11 protein-coding genes are annotated in these 23,255 nt (G+C 43.7%); 6 read left to right on the top strand and 5 right to left on the bottom strand.

What is annotated here, in order from left to right; genetic code table 11:
• Positions 1 to 729 precede the first annotated feature (729 nt).
• The 4 genes from ACT3CD_RS08265 to ACT3CD_RS08280 form a co-directional block, all read right to left on the bottom strand.
• Positions 730 to 1,743, bottom strand: a complete 1,014-nt coding sequence (locus ACT3CD_RS08265; protein ID WP_444644699.1) for a virulence RhuM family protein — start codon at positions 1,741 to 1,743, stop codon at positions 730 to 732.
• 1,391 nt (positions 1,744 to 3,134) lie between these two features.
• Positions 3,135 to 4,313: a hypothetical protein gene (locus ACT3CD_RS08270; protein WP_444644700.1), complete on the bottom strand. Its 1,179-nt coding sequence runs from the start codon at positions 4,311 to 4,313 to the stop codon at positions 3,135 to 3,137.
• A 1,992-nt stretch (positions 4,314 to 6,305) separates the two neighbouring features.
• Positions 6,306 to 8,060 (bottom strand): TonB-dependent receptor, encoded by a 1,755-nt coding sequence (locus ACT3CD_RS08275; RefSeq protein ID WP_444644702.1) that lies wholly within the window; start codon positions 8,058 to 8,060, stop codon positions 6,306 to 6,308.
• 119 nt (positions 8,061 to 8,179) lie between these two features.
• A complete protein-coding gene (locus tag ACT3CD_RS08280) occupies positions 8,180 to 11,233 on the bottom strand; it encodes a tetratricopeptide repeat protein (RefSeq protein ID WP_444644704.1) in 3,054 nt (1,017 codons plus the stop codon).
• A gap of 2,929 nt (positions 11,234 to 14,162) precedes the next feature.
• Here ACT3CD_RS08280 and ACT3CD_RS08285 point away from each other — a divergent pair.
• Both ACT3CD_RS08285 and ACT3CD_RS08290 read left to right on the top strand, forming a co-directional pair.
• Entirely contained in the window at positions 14,163 to 15,929 is a 1,767-nt protein-coding gene (locus tag ACT3CD_RS08285) for an ABC transporter ATP-binding protein (RefSeq protein ID WP_444644706.1), read from the top strand.
• A gap of 181 nt (positions 15,930 to 16,110) precedes the next feature.
• Positions 16,111 to 17,100, top strand: coding sequence for a hypothetical protein (locus ACT3CD_RS08290; protein ID WP_444644708.1), 990 nt, complete (start codon positions 16,111 to 16,113; stop codon positions 17,098 to 17,100).
• Here ACT3CD_RS08290 and ACT3CD_RS08295 read toward each other — a convergent pair.
• Positions 17,093 to 17,857 carry an IS5 family transposase gene (locus ACT3CD_RS08295; RefSeq protein WP_444644710.1) on the bottom strand — a complete coding sequence of 255 codons (765 nt, stop codon included), beginning with the start codon at positions 17,855 to 17,857 and terminating at the stop codon, positions 17,093 to 17,095. The two genes, ACT3CD_RS08290 and ACT3CD_RS08295, sit on opposite strands and share 8 nt — an antisense overlap.
• Before the next feature lie 414 nt (positions 17,858 to 18,271).
• Here ACT3CD_RS08295 and ACT3CD_RS08300 point away from each other — a divergent pair, with 414 nt between their 5' ends.
• From ACT3CD_RS08300 to ACT3CD_RS08315, 4 genes are all read left to right on the top strand, one after another.
• Entirely contained in the window at positions 18,272 to 19,123 is an 852-nt protein-coding gene (locus ACT3CD_RS08300; RefSeq protein ID WP_444644711.1) for an N-acetylneuraminate synthase family protein, read from the top strand.
• 3 nt (positions 19,124 to 19,126) lie between these two features.
• Positions 19,127 to 19,969: a hypothetical protein gene (locus tag ACT3CD_RS08305; protein ID WP_444644713.1), complete on the top strand. Its 843-nt coding sequence runs from the start codon at positions 19,127 to 19,129 to the stop codon at positions 19,967 to 19,969.
• Between the two features lie 88 nt (positions 19,970 to 20,057).
• Positions 20,058 to 20,960, top strand: coding sequence for a glycosyltransferase family 2 protein (locus tag ACT3CD_RS08310; protein WP_444644715.1), 903 nt, complete (start codon positions 20,058 to 20,060; stop codon positions 20,958 to 20,960).
• Between the two features lie 223 nt (positions 20,961 to 21,183).
• On the top strand, positions 21,184 to 22,473 hold the full coding sequence (locus tag ACT3CD_RS08315; protein WP_444644717.1) for a nucleotide sugar dehydrogenase: 1,290 nt from the start codon (positions 21,184 to 21,186) through the stop codon (positions 22,471 to 22,473).
• Positions 22,474 to 23,255 lie beyond the last annotated feature (782 nt).

Below are 23,255 nucleotides of genomic sequence, written 5' to 3' on the forward strand. Positions count from 1 at the left end.
GAAACATAAAAACCATGAAGTGCTATGCCACATCCCCCCTCAAGGGGGGACCGAGGGGGGCAGAAACCAGGAAGCGCTTGCCAACATACATCCCCAAAAGCCCTCACACCCCCCTGACCCCCTTCAGGGGGAACTGCCCACGCGCATAAAATTCCTATCATTCCAGGCTGAAAGCCCAGCTTAATTCAGCCCAACGGCAACGCCTTGGGTAAACAGGCATCTCCATATTTGCGCCCTGAAAGGGCAAATAAAAAACATTTACGAAAACATGAATGGGGTGAGCCAAATAAGTTAGCAAATAACCTTACGCATGCCCCCCTTTAAGGGGAACCACTTACGCGCATCGTGGCGCAGTAACAAAATATTTCGGGTAATCTGTCATTGCTTTACGGGCTGAAAGCCCAACTTAATTCAGCCCAATGGCAACGCCTTGGGGACACGGACATCTCCATATTTGCGCCCTGAAAGGGCAAATAAAAAACATTTACGAAACCATGAATGAGGCGACCCAAATAATTTGTAGTTAGCAAATAACCTTACGCATGCCCCCTGACCCCCTTCAGGGGGAACTCCCGGCGCGCATCATGGCACAGCAACAAAAAATTCCTATCATCCCGGGCTGAAAGCCCAGCTTTATTCAGCCCAATGGCAACGCCTTGGGGAATACAAAAATCACCCATAATTGCGCCCTGAAAGGGCAACGTCCTATGGCATCTTGATAAACATCAACTATTTTTTCTTTTTACTCTTTATCTCCTGTTCTAATCTCTTTAGCTCTTCTAATTCTTCATTGTCAGCTTGAAGCGCTTCAAACTCCTTTCTTCGTTTATCAAAATCGGCATAAATTCCGCCCACTTGTTTTTCCATTTCTGATTTACTTACCGAACCTGCATGCGTTAATATATTTTTATCATGTAAATCAAGAACCCTGTCGACAGTCTCACGCCAAAAAGACATTGTTATATCCATACGATTTTTAACCCTTAGTTCAGCACTTTCAAGAAATATCACAACTAATCGGTTTAATGTATCAATTTCATCATTCGTTAAATAATTTTTAGCAACATAAATGTCTTGTTTCCGGACGATTGAACCTTTCCATGATGTTAAATTCATATTTGGTTTCCCGGCATTTGCCCGGGAAACAATCAATTCCGCAGCCGTTTGTCCCGTTACAGCATAATGAAGTTTATTTTGTGTTTCGGCAAAAAACATTTGGGTTGATTTATCATCAGGATCATAATCGCTGCTTAATGAAAACAAATCTTTTATTTTTTGATAGAAACGTTTTTCCGAGGCGCGAATATCCCGTATTCGTTCCAATAATTCATCAAAATAATCAGGCCTGCCATCTGGGTTTTTTAAACGCTCATCATCCATCACAAACCCTTTAATCATATAATCCTTCAGATTTCGATTTGCCCATATCCTGAATTGAGTACCGCGTTTACTACGCACACGAAACCCAACCGCCAAAATCATATCCAACGAATAAAAAGTCACGTTATATTCTTTCCCATCGGTGGCAGTTGTTAAGTAATCCTTAACAACTGAAGATTGATCTAACTCACCTTCACTCAGTATATTTGATATATGCATACTAATATTGGGAACAGAGGTGGCAAAAAGTTCGGCTAGCTGATTTTGGTTCATCCAGATATTGCCATCTTTAGCATATAAAGCAACCGAGACCTTGCCATCAGCCGTTTTATAAATAATTATATTTTGTTTGTTATTTTCCATATTGGTTTTTTTAAATCAGCCAATAAAAATAGTCATTCCCTCCATAAATTGGAAACGGAAACAATTTTAGAAAATTTACAAAAATGGCTATCAGACTTTCAGACGACATTTTGGATTGCATATGCAATCTGTGTTTGTTTTACGGGCTGAAAGCCCAGCTTAATTCAGCCCAACGGCAACGCCTTGGGTAAACAGGCATCTCCATATTTGCGCCCTGAAAGGGCAAATAAAAAACATTTACGAAAACATGAATGGGGTGAGCCAAATAAGTTAGCAAATAACCTTACGCATGCCCCCCTTTAAGGGGAACTCCCGGCGCCTGGCAAAGCAATTGACACATTTACGAAACAACCAAAATACTAGTGAAACATAAAAACCATGAAGTGCTATGCCACATCCCCCCTCAAGGGGGGACCGAGGGGGGCAGAAACCAGGAAGCGCTTGCCAACATACATCCAAAAAAGCCCTCACACCCCCCTGACCCCCTTTAGGGGAAACTGCCCACGCGCATAAAATTCCTATCATTCCAGGCTGAAAGCCCAGCTTAATTCAGCCCAATGGCAACGCCTTGGGTAAGCAGGCATCTTCATATTTGCGCCCTGAAAGGGCAAATAAAAAACATTTACGAAACCATGAATGGGGTGAGCCATAAGTTAGCAAATAACCTTACGCATGCCCCCTGACCCCCTTTAAGGGGAACCACTTACGCGCAACATGGCGAAGCTACAAATGATTCGTGCAATCCGATTTATTCCTAATTCGAAAATGGGCAAACAGCCGGACGCATGCCCCCTGACCCCCTTAAGGGGGACCTCTTACGCGCATCGTGGCACAGCAACAAAATATTTCGGGTAATCTGTCATTGCTTTACGGGCTGAAAGCCCAACTTAATTCAGCCCAATGGCAACGCCTTGGGGACACGAACATCTCCATATTTGCGCCCGAAAGGGCAAATAAAAAACATTTACGAAACCATGAATGGGGTAAGCCAAATAAGTTAACAAATAACCTAACGCATGCACCCTGACCCCCTTCAGGGGGAACTCCCGGCGCGCATCATGGCACAGCAACAAAAAATTCCTATCATCCCGGGCTGAAAGCCCAGCTTAATTCAGCCCAACGGCAACGCCTTGGGTAAACAGGCATCTCCATATTTGCGCCCTGAAAGGGCAAATAAAAAACATTTACGAAAACATGAATGGGGTGAGCCAAATAAGTTAGCAAATAACCTTACGCATGCCCCCCTTTAAGGGGAACCACTTATCCGAAACATGGCGAAGCAACAATTATTTCGTGCAACGTCTCATTATTTTGAGGGCTGAAAAGGCAGGCTTAATACTACCCGATGACAACGACCGGGAATACGGACATCGCTCAACTTAGCGCAATTATTACTCTGAATATTTTTTTATTAATCGTATCATTAAACGATTAAGATATTCGACCTGATAATCGCCAACGCTGGCTTCTAAATGGTCATTTCCTATTCCACTATCGTTTGTAATAAAAACATAAGTCCCATTGGTTAAAACAGCCATAAACCGCATCAAAAATTCTGTTTCCTTATCAATTCCACTTGCGGTAATTGGAATTATCTTTATCCCTTTTTGAGCAGCAAGTTTCATCGACGTATTAATACTCTCTATAATATCAGAAGTATAATGCGGAGGCGCATCCAACAACAAAAATGCGATACGGGTTCTGGCCGCATCTGACCATTGCAACTCCTCTATTCCGGTATAAAGAGCTGTATGAACGGCTTCCGGAAAATCGCCGCCTCCATTGGCACTTTGCTGACTTATAAAATCGATTGTTGAACTTAAATCATTTGTAAATTCTGATTTTCGCACAACATAATCGTCGCCTTCGTCCCGGTAAAAAACGGTTGACGTATAAATCTCAGCTGCTGAATCATCTTCTTTCACACTATCAATAACACTTTTCAAATCGGCCTTTAAAAAGCTTAATTCATCTCCCATCGAACCTGTTGCATCAACAATAAATGCTATTTCTACTCTATTCAATGCATCATCTTGACTACTAATGTTGACATAATTGACCTCATTCTCATTTAAAACCAACGTCTGACCCGGCAGCTCATCATTTATTTTCAGAGAGAACCCACTTAAATCAATCGTATTCTCCTTTTGAAATGCGCCGACCCACAATTCAGCGGAACCAGTATTATCAGTCTTTGCAGACCATACTATCGTACCATTGCGTAACAACTCAACTTTTGCATTTATTAAAGGCATCCCTTCATTTTCAACAACAACTGAAATCCGATGATTTGTATAAACGTGCCAATACGCAGGCATCGGAGAATAATCCTGCCCATCCAATAAGTCCGTCCAAAAATCCCAATTGGACAAATCGTTCCATTCACCTGCAGTGACCAGTCCGGCTTGCCCCTGATCACCAGTGCCACTACCACTACTGCTACTACCGGCATCACCATCAGCACTATATTCTTTAGAGCCATCACCCGGCAACAGTCCACTGTCACCATCAGTACATGCATTAAAAAATAATGCTAAACCAAAGACAGCCAGAAGCGTTAAATTTTTCATTTGCTTGTAGTTCTTTGTTGTTACACGAAACTCGCAGTAATAGTTATTCTCCTTTGCCAGAGACGACTCTCATGCGCGTTCAGATGTTTAAGATTTATGATTATGTGTCTATGATGTATTAATTTCAAAACGGTTGCGTGAGCAGTGAGCAGTGAACAGTGAAAGATCAATATCTTTTATTACGTGGCACAGCAACAAAATTTCATTGGATTTTTTATTGTTTTTGTTTGGCGGGCTGAAAGCCCAACTTATTCAGCCCAATGGCAACGCCTTGGGGACACGGACATCTCCATATTTGCGCCCGAAAGGGCAAATAAAAAACATTTACGAAAACAGGGATGGAGCGAGTCTAATAATTTGTAGTTAACAAATAACCTTACGCATGCCCCCTGACCCCCTTTAGGGGGAACTCCCGGCGCGCCTGGCAAAGCATCTGACACATTTACGAAGCAACCAAAATACTAGTGAAACATAAAAACCATGAAGTGCTATGCCACATCCCCCCTCAAGGGGGGACCGAGGGGGGCAGAAACCAGGAAGCGCTTGCCAACATACATCCCAAAAAGCCCTCACCCCCCCCCTGCCCCCCTTCAGGGGGAACTGCCCACGCGCATAAAATTCCTATCATCCCGGGCTGAAAGCCCAGCTTTATTCAGCCCAATGGCAACGCCTTGGGAAAACAAAAATCACCCATAATTGCGCCCTGAAAGGGCAAATAAAAATATTTACGAAAACAGGGATGGTGCGAGTCTAATAATTTGTAGTTAGCAAATAACCTTACGCATACCCCCTGACCCCCTCAAGGGGGAACTCCCGGCGCCTGGCAAAGCAATTGACACATTTACGAAACAACCAAAATACGAGTGAAACATAAAAACCAGGAAGTGCTATGCCACATCCCCCCTCAAGGGGGGACCGAGGGGGGCAGAAACCAGGAAGCGCTTGCCAACATACATCCAAAAAAGCCCTCACACCCCACTGACCGCCTTCAGGGGGAACTGCCCACGCGCATAAAATTCCTATCATTCCGGGCTGAAAGCCCAGCTTAATTCAGCCCAATGGCAACGCTTTGGGAAAACAGACATCGCCATATTTGCGCCCTAAAAGGGCAAATAAAAAACATTTACGAAAACAGGGATGGGGCGAGTCTAATAATTTGTAGTTAACAAATAACCTTAGGCATGCCCCCTGCCCCCCTTTAGAGGGAACTCCCGGCGCGCCTGGCAAAGCATCTGACACATTTACGAAGCAACCAAAATACTAGTGAAACATAAAAACCATGAAGTGCTATGCCACATCCCCCCTCAAGGGGGGACCGAGGGGGGCAGAAACCAGGAAACGCTTGCCAACATACATCCAAAAAAGCCCTCACACCCCCTTGACCCCCTTTAAGGGGAACTCCCGGCGCGCATCATGGCACAGCAACATAAAATTCCTATCATTCCAGGCTGAAAGCCCAGCTTAATTCAGCCCAATGGCAACGCCTTGGGGACACGGACATCGCCATATTTGCGCCCTGAAAGGGCAAATAAAAAAAATTTACGAAACCATGAATGAGGCGACCCAAATAATTTGTAGTTAGCAAATAACCCAACGCATGCCCCCTGCCCCCCTTTAGAGGGAACTCCCGGCGCCTGGCAAAGCAATTGACACATTTACGAAACAACCAAAATACTAGTGAAACATAAAAACCATGAAGTGCTATGCCACATCCCCCCTCAAGGGGGGACCGAGGGGGGCAGAAACCAGGAAGCGCTTGCCAACATACATCCAAAAAAGCCCTCACACCCCACTGCCCCCATTCAGGGGGAACTGCCCACGCGCATAAAATTCCTATCATCCCGGGCTGAAAGCCCAGCTTAATTCAGCCCAATGGCAACGCCTTGGGAAAACAGACATCGTCATATTTGCGCCCTGAAAGGGCAGGTCTGCACAACCTCTTCAGCCTTCCCGCAAATGGGAAGCATAAAATACCTTTGTAGGGCCACACCATTAAAAGGAATAGCCCGCCCCTACCCTAACGTTAATGCCTTGTGACGGATAGCCGTACCATCGGTCGTAATCGGCCGAGATAACATTACGAAACTCCGTAAAGAAATGCCACCGTTTGTTATAACGATAGTCGGCCCCAAGGTTAATATCGGTGACGGCATCGAGGGTTTGCACACTATTGCTCACCGAAGCCTTACGCTGTCCAACAACATTAAAGGCCGCATAAACCTGCAGCTCGTCATTAACCTGATAGTTACCGCGCACGCCAAGGGTCATTGCAGGCTTATACCAGGCCTCGTCGAGCGAGTCGAGCTGCCAGCTGTAATAAGCCGCCTGCAGCAAAAGGTTAAAATCGGGCTCAAAATTGAATCGCAATTCGCCTGACACCTTTAACACATTCCCGTCGTCGTAGCTCACATCAAACAAATTTGACGCTACCGTAGAATCAGCCGACGCATACGTTCTGTTGACAAAGAAATGCTCATTGGTAAACGCGCTGTAATCCAAACGGGCGGCAAAAGAGGTGGCACGACTGAAATTACCTTTAGTACCCAGATAAAACTTCACACCATGGAAAGCCGTCTTCACATTGACATCGGGTGCCACAAAAGGGTTCTCGGCCATCACAGCACTGTAATACGATGGTTTTATCTCGCCTGTGATTCCGCCTTCCAGCGCTATTACTTCTTCCACTATGGTAAGTGACAGTTGTAAGTCGGGCGACAGGTAAAACTCATCCTCCATATCGTCGAATCCGGACCCAAAACGAAGCCCCATTTTAAAATTCAGCTGATCGCCACGACGCACCACTGATGGATTGAAATAAACCAATGTTTGTTCGCGTGCGATGGCCATAAAGCCGGTGGGGATATCATCGGCCTTAAAATTGGTGGAAGCATGATCGGCTCCGGCAGCCAGACTTAGTGCAAAATCACCCACCGGAAACTCAAAATCACCGTCGAAGGCGACCCTGTTCTCCTTTATGCCCCATTCATTACCAAAAGTCTGATATCCCAGATTCAAATCGTATTCGGTGCTACGGTGCTTCCTCACCTGATTCAGCAACCCCATGCTAAAGCCAAAAGACGTCTGGTGCTGCCGGTCGTCGGGCGTCAGCTGCGCGCCGGTATATGTGGCACCGGTGGCCGTGGTATAATCCGCTTCGGGTAGCAAATCACTATAACCGTAATATCGATAAGAGAGATTGTCAAAATCCATGTTCACACGCAACGTTTTATCCTTAAAAAAATGACGAAATGCCAGTCCGCCATCAGTCTGATGATAGGGTGCGTCCACCTTCTCGTCATTCATCAGCTTTAGCTTACCCATCGACGACTCATGGGCCAGATTAAGTGCCAGCGCATACTTAGTATTCTGAACCAGATTATAATTAAGCATCCCACCCAACAAGGTATAGTTACCAAAGTAACCACGTACATACGAAGGAAAGAGCTCCTCCATGGGCGGTTTTGATATTTTAGCGGCAATGAGCGGCACCACTTCGGGGGCACCCATCATCGCCTTCCCGGCTAACTGATAGGTAAATACAGGCGTTTCAACAGGCGTCTCTTCCTGTTTCGGCATCTCATTAATTTTAAAAGCATCGGACACCGTGGGGTTATATTCCTGCACCACTTCCACCTCCTGCTTCATCATATCTTCATTGTCGGCCGGCTCTTGTGTCTGTGCCTGTGCCTGAGCCATCGACAGCCATCCGGCCGGTATCAACCAAAAAAATCTATAATAAATGTTCATCTCTTTATATTTTTTTCATTGCCATATGAAACTCCCATGAAAACAAACAGCCTCATGTTTGAGAGGTATTATTCAGGGTTATTTCATTTCACTATCTGAATTAAACCTTTTACAACAAGTTATTCCGGTTGTGTTGATGTGCCTTCCAACTGGCTTTCGGCATCGGCACTGGCCTTATATTTCTTCAGCTTCCCGGTGGCCGTTGTGCGGATGTCATCATCCTCCCCGACATAATTATCGAGCAACCCCTCAAGATACTGCGCCGCCTGAAAATACTCCTGACGGTCGGCATAAATATCCGACAACAAAATAAATCCTTTGGCCAGCCAATACTGATGAGGCGTTCCCTTATTAATAAAGTCGAAAATCACCTCTTCGGCTTTCGTTGAGTTACCACGGTTATTATAAATTTCGGCCACACGGTACTTTGCTTCTGCACCTTCACGACTGCTGGTGTTGGCCGACAGTAGCAGAAATTCCTGTAACGCCTCTTCTTCCTGTGCCATTTGCAGATGCGAAGAAGCTTTCAGATAATGGGCTTCGCGCACAATTTCGGGTGCCATGCGACTGTTATCTATCACCCGTTGGGCCGCATTGACAGCCAACTGCGGATTATCCATCTTACTGAGCGAACGCATCTGACCTATCACAGCCTCCTGCCGGTTCTCTTCCAGGTCGGCTTCATCCTCCAAACGGCGAAAATAATCCAGCGCATCGCTGAAGTCTCCCTGATGATAATGAATACTGGCTGCCCGCAACAAGGCATCTTCCGAAAAAAGACTCTTGCCGCGACCGGTCACAAACTCATACGATTTAAGGGCCCTGGTCATCTCATCCTTACGATAATAACTATCTGCCAGATAATAATGAGCATTAAGCTCAAAACGGCCGTGCTGAAAATCGTTGAGATACGCTTCCAAACGTTTGATGGCCTCGTCCACCTTGCCCGACATATACAACCGCTCGGCAGACATGTAAGTCAACGAGTCACGCTGACGGTCGTCAACACGGGCAAAACCGCCTATCTGATTGGTATAGCTGATATAGCCGTTGGGATCGTTCTGGTCCATATAAATATTACGTATGCCCAGCAAGGCATCTTCCGCTTCGGGCGTTCCCGGATATTCGTTAACCACTCGTTTGTAATAAACCAATGAATTATCAAAATCACCGGTATTATAATACACCAACCCCAGCTGTAACATCGATTTGTTGGCAAAACGGCTGTGCTGAAAACGGTCGCGCACCGTCTTGAAATAGCGTATAGCAGCAGGCAGGTCGTTAACCGTAACATAGGAACGGCCCAGTTCATACATGGCATCATCCACATACCCCGAAGTGGGATATTTATCCACAAGCGCCTGCAGCTGCCGGATTCGGGCCTCTGTCGACTCCACAAAACCCATGGCCAGTGCCTTCTGAAACATGGCATAGTCGGGCGAGCCAGCCGGCACGGCGGCCGCCTTATCGTACCATTTCATGGCCTCTTTAAACCCACGCACCATATAATAGGTGTCGCCAATACGATTGTAGGCATCGCCCACCATGGCACTCTTAGCATTGGAAGCATAGGAGACATACTGACGGAACCAGGTGCCCGATTCGGCATAATTCTGCATCTTAAAATGTACATACCCCAGATTGTAATGCGCCCTGGCAAACAGATCAGTCTGACGCGAGCCAGGTGTCTGCAAAAAGGCGACGTAACCGGCCTGTGCCTCACGGTAATTCCCCAGTCGATAGTTGGCTTCGCCACGCCAGTACAACGCACTCATCTTAACGGTACGGTCGTAACGGCCATATTTCAGACTGTAATCGAACATATCAATGGCCTCGGTAAACTGCAGGTTGGTAAACAGCTCCAATCCACGGTGATAAGCCACCCGTTGCATGGCCCTGTACACATCGTCATTTTTCACGCTGATGCTTTCCATGGCTTCCAGTGCCTGCCGGTAATTACGCGTGGTGAGCAACGCCTGCCCCAGGTAGGAATAGGCTTCATCAATATGACCACTGTTCGGATAGGCTTCTATAAACTGAAGAAATGAGGTGATAATCTCATTAAAAGGCGAAAACGACAGTTCATAACTCAGTTTTATATTATTGAACATGGCATCCTCCTTAATGGCATCGTCGTAGGCATAACGAGCGGCGGCCTCAAAGGCCACACGGGCATTTTTCTTGTCGTCCAGTTTCAGAAAGCAGTCGGCCAAATGATAATAGGCATTCTGTGTCATAGCATCCTCACCCGAAGTCACCTGCGCCAGGTAATCGGCTGCCTTGCCATAGTCGCCCGTAAAATAACAGGAAAGCCCCAGATGGTAATAATCTTCACGGAGCGGTGTTTTTGTCTCCTCCACCACAACGGTGATATAAGGTATAGAGCGGGCATAATCGCCTTTGGCAAACCAGGCATCACCCAGCACCCGCGCCAGGTCGGTACGCATCACCCCTCTGGCATCGGCCATCAGTGGCGTGCCATAATCAATGGCTTTATCGTAATCGCCCTTCATGTAGTATATCTGGGCCACATAATAGGGGATGACATTACGAAAGCCCGGCTCATCTTTAAGCTTTAAAAAGGTCGCCAGGGCCTGATCATGATGACCATCTTCGTATTGTATGTGTGCATAGTAGTAATTGGCCGACGACCACCACTGCGAAGGGGTGTCTTTGGCTTTGGCCAGTAACGGAGCAGCCTTGGCATGGTCGCCTTCTTCAAAGGCTGCATAACCTGCCTTGAAATAGTAACGCAGACGAACCTCCGGCGACAACGACGACGCATCAACCTGGTCGTACCAGCGCATGGCCACCCTGGCCCGGTCTTCATCCTGCGCAATCTCGCCCAACACAAAACGGGCATGCGACAGCCGGTTGCTCTGCGGATAATGCTCCATAAACGATTCCATGAGCCATGCTGCATCGTCGTTGTTCAACGCACGGGCCGACAGCGCCTCATAAAAAGCCGCTTCGCCAACCAAAATACCCGTTGCCTCCTGCTGACACACCTCAAACAAACGACGCGCCTCGCCATAAAAACCACGGTTATACTGACCTAAAGCCTCTTCATATAACCGCTCAGGCTGGTCTGACTCCACACTTTTCTGACTCCATAACAACATCTGAAACGATACTGAAAGTAACAGTATCACACTGAAAATCTTTAATTTCATATGTTCGTATTTTATTTTTTAATGCCATATGAAACTCGCCGGGATAATCACACTTCTGTGTGTGAAGAAATTCCCATGGCTCGTTTCATGTGTTCATATTTTGTTTTTTATTTCCAAATCTGCTGCTAACATCTTCATATCAGCCCCATCACAAGCACTGCAAAACTCCGGCCAACTACAAGCCCTAAATGGTCAACGAAAATAATCATTTATATCACAATATCAATATCAGTGGGCAGAGAACAGGGAACTGTTGCAAATCAATGGCATTTATAAAGCCTGGTAGGGACAAACCACGAGATTCGTGTAATCCGATTTATTCGTAATTGGGGAATTGGCAAACAGCCGGACGCATGCCCCCTGACCCCCTTAAGGGGGAACCCCTTACCCGCAATGTGGCACAGCAAAATAATAACTTGTATAATACGATTTATTCGTAATTAGGGAATGGGAAAACAGCCGTACGCATGCCCCCTGACCCCCTTGAGGGGGAACCTCTTACCCGCAATGTGGCACAGCAACAAAATAATTTGTATAATACGATTTATTCGTAATTAGGGAATGGGAAAAAGCCGAGCGCATGCCCCCTAACCCCAACCACTTAAGGGGAAACCCCCGAAGCGCCAGGCAAAACACTTGACACATGTACGAAGCAACCAAAATACCAGTGAAACATAAAAACCATGAAGTGCTATGCCACATCCCCCCTCAAGGGGGGACCGAGGGGGGCGGGGCAGGAACCAAAAAATGCCTGCCAACATCCACAAGGAAAACCACATAACCCCTCGCTTGCCCCCTGACCCCCTTGAGGGGGAACTCCTTACCCGCATCATGGCACAGCAACAAATAATTCCTATTATCCCGGGCTGAAAGCCCAGCTTAATTCAGCCCAATGGCAACGCCTTGGGACAACGAACATAGCACAAAATAAGCGCCCTGAAAGGGCAAATCAAAAACATTTACCAAACCATGAATGAGACCTGTCGAATAATTTGATCATATTAAAAATGGGAAAACAGTCGTACGCATGCCCCCCTAACCCCAACCACTTAAGGGGAAACCCCCGAAGCGCCAGGCAAAACACTTGACACATGTACGAAGCAACCAAAATACTAGTGAAACATAAAAACCCGGAAGTGCTATGCCACATCCCCCCTCAAGGGGGGACCGAGGGGGGCGGGGCAGGAACCAAAAAATGCCTGCCAACATCCACAAGGAAAGCCACATAACCCCTCGCATGCCCCCCTAACCCCTGACCCCCTTAAGGGGGAACCTCTTACCCGCATCATGGCACAGCAACAAATAATTCCTATTATCCCGGGCTGAAAGCCCAGCTTAATTCAGCCCAATGGCAACGCCTTGGGACAACGAACATAGCACAAAACAAGCGCCCTGAAAGGGCAAATCAAAAACATTTACCAAACCATGAACGAGACCTGTCGAATAATTTGATCATATTAAAAATGGGAAAGACCCAACGCTTGCCCCCTGACCCCCTTAAGGGGGAACTCCCGACGTGCTTGGCAAAACACTTGACACATTTACGAAGCAACCAAAATACTAGTGAAACATAAAAACCCGGAAGTGCTATGCCACATCCCCCCTCAAGGGGGGACCGAGGGGGGCGGGGCAGGAACCAAAAAATGCCTGCCAACATCCACAAAAAAACCACATAACCCCTCGCATGCCCCCTGACCCCCTTGAGGGGGGACCTCTTACCCGCATCATGGCACAGCAACAAATAATCCCTATTATCCCGGGCTGAAAGGCCAACTTAATTCAGCCCAATGGCAACGCCTTGGGACAACGAACATAGCACAAAACAAGCGCCCTGAAAGGGCAAATCAAAAACATTTACCAAACCATGAACGAGACCTGTCGAATAATTTGATCATATTAAAAATGGGAAAACAGTCGTACGCATGCCCCCCTAACCCCAACCACTTAAGGGGAAACCCCCGAAGCGCCAGGCAAAACACTTGACACATTTACGAAGCAACCAAAATACTAGTGAAACATAAAAACCCGGAAGTGCTATGCCACATCCCCCCTCAAGGGGGGACCGAGGGGGGCGGGGCAGAAACCAAAAAGTGCCTGCCAAAATCCACAAGGAAAACCACATAACCCCTCGCATGCCCCCTGACCCCCTAAGGGGGAACCTCTTACCCGCAATGTGGCACAGCAACAAAATAATTTGTATAATACGATTTATCCGTAATTGGGGAATGGGAAAACAGTCGTGCGCATGCCCCCTGACCCCCTTGAGGGGGAACCTCTTACCCGCATCATGGCACAGCAACAAAATAATTTGTATAATACGATTTATTCGTAATTGGGGAATGGGCAAACAGCCGAACGCATGCCCCCTAACCCCCTTAAGGGGTAACCCCCGAAGCGCCAGGCAAAACACCTGACACATTTACGAAGCAACCAAAATACCAGTGAAACATAAAAACCATGAAGTGCTATGCCACATCCCCCCTCAAGGGGGGACCGAGGGGGGCAGGAACCAAGAAGCGCCTGCCTAAATCCACCTAAAAAAAGCCCCATACGCAAGAGCAAACCAAAAACGATTAACGCGCTCTTAAAAAAATTACGCCACGAAAACACGGTCTCCTTTTCGGTAATATTCTTATTTTTGTTGCTGTTTGGTGGTACTCACCGGGCCGAAGGCGTGGGAAACCGGGCGATAGACAAACTATAAACACCTGACGAACAACCCATAACGCATCAATTTGCGCAACAAACACCTCCGCCCCACATACGAGGCTTACAACCACCAAATGACACCGCCCAAATGACGTTTTCCACTCACCACGGTGGATCAACCACAGGCTGCAACCATTTGGCCTGCAACCTGTTTAACTCAATAAGATGATAAACCTCCAAAGGTGACCAATGGGGGATAAACAAACAGTTAAACATAACCATGTCCAGACTCTTCTCAACATTTCTTAAAAACAACCTAATAATCAGCACACTGATTAAAATTAAAGAGGTACTGCCGGTTAAATACAAGCGGAAATCATTAAAAATGCTTTTTCTGTTATTTCTAAACTCAGTATTTGAGATGATGGGATTAGCCGCTTTTCTGCCACTATTCTCTGTTATTCTGCAACCCGGCGTCATTGAGGATCACCACATCATCGGACCAATTTATAAAAGCATGGGATTCACATCCGACCGCCAATTTATATTAGTTCTTGCCGGGTTAATTGTGATTGTCATGGTCATCAAAAACATTGCTTCGCTTATGATTGTTCGTTCGCAAGCCAAATTCTCGCTCTCCCTCTATCAATATTTTTCAAACCGGCTACACCAGCTATACTATAGCAAAGGCTTTCCATTTTTCAAAAACACCAACTCAAACGTTATACTCCGAAATATCAATACCATTCCCACCCAATTTGCCAACAACGAGGTATTGCCTATTTTTAACTTCTTAAATGAAGTATTGGTGCTGATACTGATACTCACCGGATTGATGCTGTACGATGCAAAAGCCATCTTACTGCTAACCTTTACCATATTGCCCATCTTTCTGCTGTTTTACAACTGGGTAAAAGGCAGGTCTCTAAGACTTGAAAGAGAAGCCAATACCATTACGCCTAAGCTCACACAGAGCATTTTTCAAAGTGTACACGGATATACCGATGTGGAGATTACCAATACACAAAAACAATTCCGCAAACGCATCACCGATTTAATCGGACGCATGGTTCAACTCAACATCCGCCGCACTGTATACACCGCCGCGCCTACCAAAGTCATTGAAACAGGCATGGTCATCACCATTTTTGTGATTACCGCCTACGGACTTTTCTTTTTACCCGACCGCGCCGGACTGGCTGCCCTGTTGGGTCTGTTTGCCCTGGCGGCCTACCGCATACTGCCATCGGTTAACCGAATGATGATTGCCCTCATAAGCATTAAAGGCTACCAGTACACCTTCGAGATTATTTCGTCCGTCAAGGATTTTGAACCCGATAATATCACCCACCAACCCATCTCATTTAATGAAGCAATAAGCATTCATGAACTCGCCTTCCGTTTTCCGGATGCCGACAAAGAGGTGCTCAGCAACATTAACCTGACCATAAAAAAAGGCGAAAGCATCGGCATCATGGGGGCTTCGGGTTCCGGCAAAACCACGCTCATGAATCTGCTTCTGGGCTTTTGGAAGCCCACCTGCGGAACCATAAATGTTGACGGACAGCCATTGTCACAGGCAACGCTTAAATCATGGCGCGACCGTATAGGTTATGTGCAACAGGAGGTTTACATTATTGACGGGTCGGTGGCCGAAAATGTGGCATTCGGAATGGAAAGCAAGGAGATAGACACCAAAAAACTTAAAAAGGTGCTGAAACAGGCCAGCCTGTGGGAACACATCCAAAGTTTGCCCGACTCCATCCACACAAACATTGGCGAACGGGGAACCCGCCTTTCGGGTGGACAACGTCAACGCATTGGGATTGCCCGCGCCCTGTACGCCGGCGCAGATGTGCTCTTCTTTGACGAAGCCACTTCCGCTCTCGACTCTCAAACTGAAATGGAAATTACCGAATCAATACGAACACTGGCCGATGGAAATCTTACTCTTATAATTATTGCACACAGAGAAACGACGTTGAAGTATTGTGAGAGGATTATTAAACTAAAAAATGGACATATTATACGAAAGGATAGAAGCTAAAAACTCGATCATTTTGTTACACTTCCTTTCAATACGATCATTTTCGATAACAAACTCACATTTCTAAAGTTCCGCGAACTCAAAAACAAGGCATTCCTATCTGCCACTGGACTTTTATTTCAAAACTAAAGTCACAATTATGAAACACGTTTTTTGTATACATAGCCCAATAACGTACTTAATGATGCGCAGCATTGCTGAATATAAGAATATTAAAACAAAAGATATCATTGTTTTCACCAGACGGGGATACAGCTTTGAATGGGAAAATATCAAACCAATTCCCCTCTATGCGCCTATTTTTACAAATTCAGTTAAAAACAAACCTCTGTTTTGCTTTGTAAAAAAAATAGTCTTTATCATGAGAATATCATTATGGACGATAAACATATTAAAAATATTAAAATTTAAGAGATGTGAATTATATATTCCCAATTCTGGAATCATTGAATGGAACTTATTAACATCCAAAATACTCCCTAAATCATTTAATTACATTGAAGAAGGGAATCAGTATTATAAAAAAGATTGGCTATTAGCAAAAGAAAAAAAAGTTCGTATAAAAGAAAGGTTACCATATTTAGGAATTTTAAAATATACAGGACATTTTTCCAATAGAGTCAAAAACACATTTATCTATAGTAATGAAATAAGAAATGATATTCCTGGTAGTATTATTTTATTAGACCTTAAACACACCCTAAAACAAATTGAAATTAAAGATCAAAAAAAAGAAGTAATTCTTGTAATTGATGGTGGCAGCACATGGAACCAGGCTTTTTCATTAAATCAACATGCTAGCACATTAAAAGATGTTTTAGGGAACATCAAACTTAGCCATCCCAATCTTCCTCTTTCATTTAAGCTACATCCCAATCAATATGCTTCAATAAAAGAAACATCAACTTTTAGAACTTTAATACGGGAATATTTTCCAAATGCAAAAGAGCTCCCCCCTGAAACTGTTCCGGCATCATATCTTGGAAATAAAAATAAAATTATATATGCAGGAGATAGTTCCTTAAGTCTTTATTCATATATACTAGGCATTCCCATTAAATCTCACCTCTTTTCATATTCAAAGAATAATAAAAACTATACAATTGAAAACCGACGAAAAAGATACCCAATAAACTATATACTGTGTAACTGTTTAAATTTTTTTATTTGATTCTATTAAGCATTAACTTTATCATTGCAATCTGGATCATTGTTTCGCTTGTATCAGTCAGATATTCAAAGTCTTTGCTGAGCCTTCGATAGCTTTCGAACCAGGAAAAAGTTCTTTCGACCACCCATCGTTTAGGTATGACCTTAAACTTAGGTGATTCTTTAGGTCTTAATACAATATCTAACACCAAGCCGAACGCGGCTTTGGTTTTGTCAATTAGTTCGCCTCTGTATCCACCATCGGCTACGATTTTGACAAGACGGTTGAAGCGACCTTTCAATGTAACAATCACATTAGGAGCGCCTTTGCTATCATGGACATTTGCAGCATGTACCACTACAGTTAATAGAAGACCCATAGTGTCTGTAATAATATGTCGTTTACGACCTTTTATGTGTTTACCACCATCATAGCCTCTGTCTTGTCCACCTAGCCGAGTGGTTTTAACAGACTGACTGTCAATACATGCCAAGCTCGGAGAGACGTTTCTCCCCGCTTTTTCTCGAATATAATCTCGAAGAAACTCGTGTAGTTGTTCAATAACACCCGTGTTCTTCCATTTAGTAAAGTAATAATAAACCAGTTCCCATTTGGGAAAGCACCTTGGCAGCATGCGCCATTGACAGCCGGTTTTAAGCAAATAAAAGATGGCATTGAAAATATCACGCAAAGAGTGTTTTCTTTTGCGTTTGTCCTTTAAAATGCCATTTAATAGCATCCATTGGCTATCAGAGAGGTTGGTTGGATAGTGATTCATGTAATATTAACAGTTTGGAAACCATTAATTTACGAATTATTATTCAATTAAACAACTGGTAGTCAATGTTTTATGCTTTAAAAATTATAAATTTAAACAGCTACTGTATCTAAAAAAAAATCAATACAACAATAAAGCAACAATAGCATATAATTGAAAAAATTATTCAACTAAAATATGTGCTATAATCATCTTTGATTAGCCCCCATCCTTTCAATGAAATGGCCGATCCACACAAAAAAACAATTATGGACCATCTCTGTCAGTTCAAAGATATACCAAATGGGATGCACTCGTTATTGACAAAAGAAACACCTTAACATCTGAAATCAATAATGTTTATAATGATGGGACAAAAGAAAGTCAGAGGAGGAATCATTAAATCTGAAATTAAGACAACAAAAAAATAATATTATGCCGGTACCAGAAATAATTGCAGAAATTGGATGTAACCATAAAGGAGATATGGCAATTGCCAAAGTGATGATAACTACAGCTGCCATTTTTTGCAAAGCGGATGTCATCAAATTTCAAAAAAGAACACCCAAGGAGTTACTTAGTGAAACCGAGTATAATTCACCTCATCCTAACCCCGAAAATTCGTATGGCTCAACCTATGGGGCTCACCGAGAATTTCTTGAGCTGAATATTGAACAGCATAAACTACTAAAAGCCTGGTGTGAAGAATTAGGCGTTACTTATAGTTGCTCTGTGTGGAACATGACATCGGCAAAAGAAATAGCATCACTCAATCCAAAACTCATAAAAATACCATCGGCCTGTAATCTTAAATTTGAAATGCTTCAGTATTTATGTGAGAATTATCCCGGCGAAATTCATATTTCATTTGGGATGACCACACATGAAGAAGAGGAACGCATTGTCACTTTTTTTAAAAAATATAACCGCGCTAACGATCTCGTAATTTACAGTTGTACCTCCGGTTATCCGGTTGCTTTTGATGATGTCTGTCTGTATGAAATTACCCGATTAAAACAAACCTTTGAAAAGCGAGTAAAAAAAATAGGTTTTTCAGGCCATCATTTGGGCATTGCAACAGATATTGCCGCCATAACTCTGGGCGCTGAATGGATTGAGCGACATTTCACGCTCGACCGTACATGGAAAGGCACCGATCATGCCGCATCCCTAGAACCCGACGGCATGCGTCGATTGGTAAGAGATATTCGTAATGTTTATAAAACATTCAGCTATAAAGACCACGAAATATTGGATATAGAAGAAATTCAAAAAAAAAAAAATTAAAACATGATACAAAAATATAAAGAAGTAATTGTACTCGGCAGTGGAGAATCCATAAACCAATTAAGTCATGAAGAAATCTCCTATATAAAAAATTGTGAAATAATAATTGCTGTAAACAAATATGCTGCATTTTATGAACTTAAAGGTATCATCCCAACGCACATATATTTTGTAGATTCTTTTGAAAACAGTTTAAACATATTAGGCTATATTATCAAAAAATTCAGAAAAAACAACATAAACAACATAACATATATACTTAGTTCTGAAATAAATGTATTAGTAGTAACAAATCGAATACAAATATTTTACAAATTCATAAAACACAGATTCCAACTTTTTAAAATATTTATACACTCAAGGACATTATTTACTTTCAAAAAATTACTTTTTCAGAAATACAATTACCTCCTCATATCCCCAAAAAACACAATTAATTTTATTGAGCATACAAATTGGTTGAACATGGGTCAATGGGCAAAATCATTATCAGAACCATTGTTTCACTATAGAGGTAGCTTGAGTACTGTTCTTAATTATATCTCAATTAAATATCCCGGCTATAAAGTTGCATTAGTTGGAAATGATTTTAATTCATCCAATTATTTCTATCAAAAAGAATTAGATAATTTCAATCTAAAATGGAAAGATTGGACTTATAAGATTATCAAAAAAGAAAACAAACATTTTAGTGCAATACCTTTTCAAGGGAAAACAATATTTGAAGCTTTTCCTTTAATTACCGAAAACATGAAAGCCACAAATAATGAATTGTATTGCATCAATCCAAACAGTTTATTGGTTACTAAAAATTGTGTCCCATTCAAACGACTAAACGTCAAATAAATATTTGACAAACTATTAAAAAAAAAGCCGCAGACAGTTTTAAAAGCCTTTAGTATTTTTGTTTAAAACTACGACACATATAATAAAGATGCATATCTACGCTATTATAGTCACCTACAACGGGGTCAAATGGATTAATAAATGCTTCGGAAGCCTCGTAAACTCGTCTATTCCATTAAAAATATTAGCCATTGACAATGGTTCATCAGATGGCACTCCAGCTTTAATTAAAGAAAAATTTCCCAAGGTCGAAGTCATTGAAACAGGTCAAAACCTTGGATTTGGGAAAGCTAACAACATTGGACTAAAAAGGACGCTTGACGAAAAGGCCGATTATGCTTTTCTATTGAACCAAGATGCGTGGGTGGAAGAGGATACAATTGAAAAACTAATTGGGATACATAAAGTTAATAACAATTATGCTCTTCTAGCTCCTTTACAATTAAATGGAGAAGGATTACTTCTCGACAATTATTTTTATATATATTCGATCACCCCGGTTAGAGAATTAGTATCAGATACAATGCTAAATAAACAAAAAAAAAAGATTTATAAAACGCCATTTCTGAATGGAGCATGTTGGCTTTTACCATTAAAAACAATAACAAACATTGGCGGTTTTGATCCTCTTTTTCCTCATTACGGAGAAGACAATGATTACATTAACAGAATTCACAGGCAAAATTTAGAGATAGGGATATGTCCAAATACATATGTCTATCATGACAGAGAGTATCGGAAAGAAAATATATCAAAAGAAAAGTATATCAATCGCACATATATTTCTTTATTAGTTGATTTAAAAAAGAATAGATATTCAATCATTTATTATTACAAAAAACTATCAAAAACCTTAATAAGACTACTCCTTTCAAAAAGAAATGCACAGATTAAATTGCAAATTAAAGCACTCTTTAAATTGTTTAAAAATTATAAATATGCAAAATCGCATTGTAAAATAGAAATGACTAAAAAAGCACATTATTTGTAAAAAAGAACAACACTTAACCAAGTAAATTGGGAAAATGAAATACTAAAATTAACCTTCTAAAAAAAATATCTAACCAACAACAAAAAGGGACATAAATACCGACCGTCGGAAGCACAAACGCACTCCACAAAGCCTTATTTATTATTATTTCGGTTCTTGGGCTTCAAAGCAGCCGAACTATTCAGACGATATTTGGGAAAATAGAATATAAAACACTTTTTATATGTATCAACAACTTATTGGGAAACAGAGCCGCCTGTCTGTAACGGGATTGGGCTATGTGGGCTTGCCCCTGGCACTGGCTTTTGCGCGCAAAATGAAAGTGATTGCTTTCGACATTAAGGCGGAACGTATTGAGCAGATGCGTCAGGGCATTGACCCCAGCAAAGAACTGACGTCATCGGCATTTGCCGGAGCTGATATTGAATACACCAGTAACCCGGAAGATTTACGCCAGGCCGCCTTTCACATTGTGGCCGTTCCCACCCCCATCAACAAACACAATCTGCCCGATTTAAACCCACTGCTCAGCGCCACCGCCACCGTTGGCCGGGCACTAAAAAAAGGCGATATTGTGGTATTTGAGTCAACCGTATACCCGGGCTGTACCGAAGAGGAGTGTGTGCCGGTGCTGGAACGCGAATCAGGCCTGAAATACAACGTCGACTTTAAGGTTGGCTATTCGCCCGAACGCATCAATCCGGGCGATAAAGAACATACGCTGACCAAGATATTAAAGATCGTGTCGGGCTCCGATGCCGCAACTCTGGAGACCATCGCACAAGTGTATGGCGCCATCATCGAAGCGGGCATCTACAAAGCCGGTTCCATAAAAGTGGCCGAGGCTGCTAAAATCATTGAGAACACCCAGCGCGATGTCAATATTGCCCTGATGAACGAACTGTCACTCATCTTCAACAAACTAAATATTAATACCTACGAGGTACTGGAGGCAGCCGGCACCAAATGGAACTTTCTGAAGTTTTTCCCCGGACTGGTGGGCGGGCATTGTATTGGTGTTGATCCCTACTACCTCACCTACAAAGCCAGTGAACTGGGTATACATTCCAAAATAATTACCGGCGGCCGAACCATCAACGACGGCATGGCGGCTTATATTGCCAACGAAACAGTAAAAAAACTCATCTCATCGGGCCACCCCATACATGGGTCGCGCATATTGGTGATGGGCGCTACCTTTAAAGAAAATGTGAGCGACATACGCAACTCCAAAGTGGCCGACCTGATTCATGAATTAAAATCATTCAGCCTCACCGTTGAGGTAATGGATCCACACGCTTCGTCGGCTGAGCTATTGCATGAGTATGGTTTCAGTCTGACCGGGCAACCCAATGGGAAATACCAGGCCATTATTGTAGCCGTAAACCACACCCCATACTGCAACATAAAAGAAGCCGACTTCAAAAACAGGCTGGTGGATAATGGTTTGCTGGTAGATGTAAAAGGTATTTACCGACAAAAAATAAAACACCTTAATTATTGGGGGTTGTAATAACAGGTAAGTGCCACTCATGCCCCGCACCCCCCTAACCCCCTTTAGGGGGAACTACCAACGCGCCTGGCAGAGCACCTGACACATTTAACAAGCAACCAAAATATAAGAAAAACACAAAAAACCAGAAGTGCCCTGCCACATCCCCCCTCAAGGGGGGACCGAGGGGGGCATGGCGGGGCGAGAACCCAAAAGTGCTTGCCAAATATAAACAAACAAAAGCCCTCACCCCCCCCTAACCCCCTTCAGGGGGAACTACCAACGCGCATGGCAGAGCACCTGACACATTTACGAAGCAACCAAAATATAAAAGAAACACAAAAAGCCAGAAGTGCCCTGCCACATCCCCCCTCAAGGGGGGACCGAGGGGGGCGGGGATAAAACCAAAAAATGCTTGCCAAATATGAACAAACAAAAGCCCTCACACCCCCCTGACCCCCTTTTAGGGGGAACTCCCGGCGCGCCGGGTAAAACACCTGACACATTTACGAAACAACCAAAATATAAGAAAAACACAAAAAACCAGAAGTGCTCTGCCACATCCCCCCTCAAGGGGGGACCGAGGGGGGCGGGGCGAGAACCCAAAAATGCTTTGCCAACATCTGCACCCCAGGAAAAGCCCTCACACCCCCCTAACCCCCTTTAGGGGGAACTCCCGGCGCGCATGGCAGAGCACCTGACACATTTACCAAGCAACCAAAATATAAAAGAAACACAAAAAACCAGAAGTGCCCTGCCACATCCCCCCTCAAGGGGGAACCGAGGGGGGCGGGGATAAAACC

The organism is Geofilum sp. OHC36d9, assembly GCF_052400685.1.
Taxonomy (GTDB): domain Bacteria; phylum Bacteroidota; class Bacteroidia; order Bacteroidales; family Marinilabiliaceae; genus CAZHHH01.